Origin of the sequence: Phaeovulum sp. (assembly GCF_041596715.1) — a bacterium.
In the GTDB taxonomy this organism is placed as follows: domain Bacteria; phylum Pseudomonadota; class Alphaproteobacteria; order Rhodobacterales; family Rhodobacteraceae; genus UBA6213.
Genome location: NZ_JBFHIA010000253.1, coordinates 1 through 4,328, shown reverse-complemented (window position 1 = coordinate 4,328; position 4,328 = coordinate 1). Strand labels below are relative to the sequence as shown.

Genomic DNA, 4,328 nt, shown 5'->3' with positions numbered 1-4,328 from the left:
GCGCGAAGGCGCTGCGCATAAGTGCGATAGATCGAGGCGTCGTCCTCTTCTGAGGAAATGGCCAGCGCAAGGATCTCTTGCTCTGTCAGGTCGGAAAAGCGGCGGCGCGAGGCTAGGCCGGGGATCATAAGGAACCTCATCTGTTTTGGCGCATGCTAGCGGCGTAAGCGGGCGCAGCAAGGGCAAAACGCCTGCCGCAGAACCATTGACGGGGCAGAGGCCGACACTTAAGGCAGGTAAATGCCGCTACCGGGAGGAACCGATGCCGGGAGAAACGCAAGCGCTGATCGTGATCGATCTGCAAAACGACTTCTGCCCCGGCGGCGCGCTAGCTGTGGCGGGTGGAAACGAGATCGTGCCGCGCGTCAACGCGCTGCTCGACGCTTTCCCGATCCGCGTGCTGACGCAAGACTGGCACCCGGCGGATCACGCGAGTTTTGCCGAAAACCATGCCGAGGCCGCGCCTTTTTCAGTTATAGAAATGCCTTACGGGCAGCAGGTGCTTTGGCCCGCGCATTGTGTGCAAGGCAGCCACGGCGCGGCGCTGCACGCTGATCTACATTCCGATCGCGCAGACCTGATCTTGCGCAAGGGCTTTCGCGCGGGGATCGACAGCTACTCGGCATTTTACGAGAATGACCGGGAAACCGCTACCGGCCTTGCGGGCTATCTGCGCGAGCGCGGTGCCACGCATCTGACCTTTGCGGGGCTTGCCACCGATTTCTGTGTGGCATGGTCGGCACTTGATGCGGTGCGGTTGGGGTTTGGGGCAACCGTGCTGACCCGCGCCTGCCGCGCCATCGACCTTGACGGATCGCTGGCCGATGCGCTGGAAAAAATGCGCGCCGCTGGCGTGAATCTGGAGCCCTGACATGGCCGACATCGCCACCCGCGTTTACGACCACAAGTGGAAGATCGACCCGATCGTGCGCAGCCTGATCGACACCGATTTCTACAAGCTGCTGATGTGCCAATCGGTTTTTCGCAACCGGGCGGATACGCAGGTCACCTTTAGCCTGATCAATCGCAACAAGTCGATCCGTCTGGCCGATCTGGTGGACGAGGGCGAGTTGCGCGAGCAGCTTGACCATGTGCGCTCGCTTTCGCTTAGCCGGGGGGAAAGCACTTGGCTGCGCGGCAACATGTTCTACGGCAAGCGGCAGATGTTCCGCCCCGATTTCATGGAGTGGTTCGAGGCATTCCGACTGCCCCCCTATCATCTGGAAAAGCGCGATGGCCAGTATGAACTGACCTTCGAGGGCAAGTGGCCCGATGTGATGATGTGGGAAATCCCGGCGCTGGCGATTCTGATGGAACTGCGCTCGCGTGCGGTGCTGAAAGACATGGGGCGGTTTGAGCTACAGGTGCTTTATGCCCGCGCCATGACCCGGCTTTGGGAAAAGGTCGAGAAACTGCGCGTGGGTCAGGCCCCGCGGATCGCCGATTTTGGCACGCGCCGCAGGCATTCGTTTCTGTGGCAAGACTGGTGCGTGCAGGCGATGATGGAGGGGCTTGGCAGCGCCTTCATCGGCACATCTAACTGCCTGATCGCCATGCGCCGCGACATCGAGGCGATCGGCACCAACGCGCATGAGTTGCCGATGGTGTATGCCGCACTTGTGGAGAATGACCAAGACTTGCGCGAAGCACCCTACCGGGTGCTGGCCGATTGGCAGGAAGAGCACGAAGGCAACCTGCGCGTCATCCTGCCCGACACTTTTGGCACCGCAGGTTTTCTAGAACACGCGCCCGACTGGTTGGCGGCGTGGACAGGTGTGCGTATCGATTCCGGCGACCCGGTGGTGGGTGCCGAAACCGCCATCGCGTGGTGGAAATCGCGCGGCGAAGACCCGCGCGAAAAGCTCGTGATCTTTTCTGACGGGCTCGACGTTGACACGATTTTGTCGTTGCAGGCGCGCTTCGCTGGCCGTGTGAAGGCGTCGTTCGGTTGGGGCACGCTTTTGACCAACGATTTTCGTGGCCTTGTTGCGGGCGACGGGTTGGCGCCCTTCAGCCTTGTGTGCAAGGCAGTTTCGGCCAATGGCAGGCCAACCGTGAAGCTATCGGACAACCCGCGCAAGGCCACGGGCCCTGCCGCCGAGATTGAGCGCTACAAAAAGGTGTTCGGCGTCGGCGCGCAGTCAGAACGCCCGGTGCTGGTCTGAACGGGCCTGCTTAGCTGGCGGCCCTGAGTACGCTGAACACCAGCGCCGACAGCAGGGCCGATGCAGGCACCGTAATCACCCAAGCCGCAGCGACCGCAAGCAGATGCGACCGGCGCACCAGTTTGCGCCGCTTGCGTTCTTCGGGTGGCACGACCTTGCCCTTGATCAGGCCAAGCGCCTTTGCCCGCCGCTCTGCATGCCATTCGCGGAAAAAACCAACGCCAAACACCGCCCCCACCGCGATATGCGTTGAGGAAACCGGCAAGCCCAGCCACGAGGCCACGATCACCGTCAGCGCCGCCGAAAGCGCCACGCAATAGGCGCGCATCGGATTAAGCTTGGTGATCTCGCTGCCCACCATGCGGATGAGCTTTGGCCCGAACAGCACCAGCCCGAACGAAATACCGCCCGCGCCGATCAGCATCACCCAAAGCGGCAAGGCCACGTTGGCGGCACCCGCATCGCCCTCGCGCACCGCATGCACGATCGCGGCAAGCGGGCCAACGGCATTGGCTACGTCATTGGCACCATGCGCAAACGAAAGCAGCGCGGCCGAGATGACCAGCGGCACCGAAAACAGCTTGCGCAGAGATTTCTTGCGATTCTCCATGCCTTCCGACTGTCGCCGGATCAGCGGCACCGAGATCATCCAGAAGACCAGCCCAAGCGATGCCCCGATTGTGAGCGCGGAGGCAAAGTCGATTTTGACAACCTTGCTGAGCCCCTTCAGCGCCAGATAGGCGGCAAACGCCCCCGCCATGATGCCGATCAGCACCGGCACCCATCGACGGGCTGCGGCGATCTTGTCGTCCACATACATGATGCGGGCCTTGATGAAGGCCAGAAACAGCGCCGCGATCACCCCACCCAGAACCGGCGAAATGATCCAGCTTAGCGCGATGCGTCCCACCACCAGCCAGTTGACGGTGTCTATCCCGGCAGCCGCTATGCCTGCCCCGACCACGCCGCCGACAATCGAATGGGTGGTGGAAACCGGCGCACCAAGCCATGTCGCAAGGTTGAGCCAAAGTGCCGCAGCCAGCAGTGCCGCCATCATCGCCCAAATGAAGGTGATGTCCTGTGCAAAAGCATCGGGCGAAACGATGCCGCTGGAGATGGTCTTGACCACGTCTCCACCAGCGATCAGCGCCCCGGCGGATTCGAACACCGCAGCAATCAGCAGCGCGCCGCCGAGTGTCAGCGCGTTGGCACCGACCGCCGGGCCCATATTGTTGGCCACATCATTGGCACCGATGTTCAGCGCCATATACGCGCCAATCGTCGCCGCCGCGATGACCACCAGCGCGTTGGGCTGGGCACCAAAGAACAATGCAGCACCAACGCCCGCCAGCACCACAAATGCCAGCGCTATGCCCGGTGCCACCAGTGGGCGCGAGACGAAATGTGTCGCTTCTTCAAGCCTATCGATCCGCCCAAGGTCTTTGTCGAGCGTCTTCCATTGGTTCTGCGGTCGCAGGGCCATGTCACATTTCCGTTGCGTGGCTGGTACAATCGGCCTGCGGGTTATCCCGAACCCAGCGACATAACAACCGTCAATAGGGTCACAGCCCGCCGAGCAGCACCTTCAAGCGCGGCTCTTCCACCATGGCCACGGCCTCGACGGGGCGCACCCAGCGCAGTATCCGCCGCCCGGCTTCGGGGAACTCTTGTTCCATGCCAGTTACGCGCACGATGAATACCTGCACCTCGCATGGCGTTGGTGCGGTCTTTTCGCGCTGCTTGAGGTAGTCGAAAGCGCCAAAGGGCAGCGCGCCGACTTCGCCCTTCACCCCGGCTTCCTCCCAAGCCTCGCGCAACGCCGCTTCGGCAAGCGTGCGGCCGCGCATCGGCCAGCCCTTGGGAATGATCCAGCGCCCGGTGCCGAGCGAGGATACCAAAAGCACCTCGCGCCGCCCTGGTCGCCCGCGCAGGCAAAGCGCGGCCACCTGAGTTGACGGTTGCGTCCGGCTGAAGAGGCGGCGCAGCCAATGGCGCATCGCGGCTAGTGCCTTCAGCAGCGCGCTATTCATCGTCGTCAACCTTGCCGCGCAGCGCCTTGACCTCGCCGCGCTCGGCCTTATGCGCGAGGCGCCGCCGCTTGCTGCCAGCGGTGGGTTTGGTCGGCACACGTCGTTTTGGCGCAACCAAGGCTGCGCGGATCAT

Annotated in this window: 4 protein-coding genes and 2 pseudogenes; 2 read left to right on the top strand and 4 right to left on the bottom strand. The window is 62.7% G+C overall.

Translation table 11 applies throughout. The annotated features are described in order from the left end of the window. Positions 1–128: pseudogene (locus ABY403_RS14080) on the bottom strand (rubrerythrin family protein); the annotation flags it as partial. A gap of 134 nt (positions 129–262) precedes the next feature. Here ABY403_RS14080 and pncA point away from each other — a divergent pair. After that, the gene (gene pncA / locus ABY403_RS14075; protein WP_372841457.1) at positions 263–871 is read left to right on the top strand and encodes a bifunctional nicotinamidase/pyrazinamidase; all 609 of its coding nucleotides are present in this window, start codon (positions 263–265) and stop codon (positions 869–871) included. Position 872: 1 nt separating this feature from the next. Next, positions 873–2,165: a nicotinate phosphoribosyltransferase gene (gene pncB / locus ABY403_RS14070; protein ID WP_372841456.1), complete on the top strand. Its 1,293-nt coding sequence runs from the start codon at positions 873–875 to the stop codon at positions 2,163–2,165. A 10-nt stretch (positions 2,166–2,175) separates the two neighbouring features. Here the strand turns inward: pncB and ABY403_RS14065 are convergent, their stop codons facing one another. The 3 genes and pseudogenes from ABY403_RS14065 to ABY403_RS14055 all read right to left on the bottom strand — a co-directional run. Beyond that, positions 2,176–3,648 carry an inorganic phosphate transporter gene (locus tag ABY403_RS14065; protein ID WP_372841455.1) on the bottom strand — a complete coding sequence of 491 codons (1,473 nt, stop codon included), beginning with the start codon at positions 3,646–3,648 and terminating at the stop codon, positions 2,176–2,178. 79 nt (positions 3,649–3,727) lie between these two features. Continuing rightward, positions 3,728–4,195 carry an NUDIX hydrolase gene (locus ABY403_RS14060; protein ID WP_372841454.1) on the bottom strand — a complete coding sequence of 156 codons (468 nt, stop codon included), beginning with the start codon at positions 4,193–4,195 and terminating at the stop codon, positions 3,728–3,730. Further along, positions 4,188–4,328 (bottom strand): annotated as a pseudogene (locus ABY403_RS14055) (aminoacyl-tRNA hydrolase); the annotation flags it as partial. The gene ABY403_RS14060 and the pseudogene ABY403_RS14055, both read right to left, overlap by 8 nt.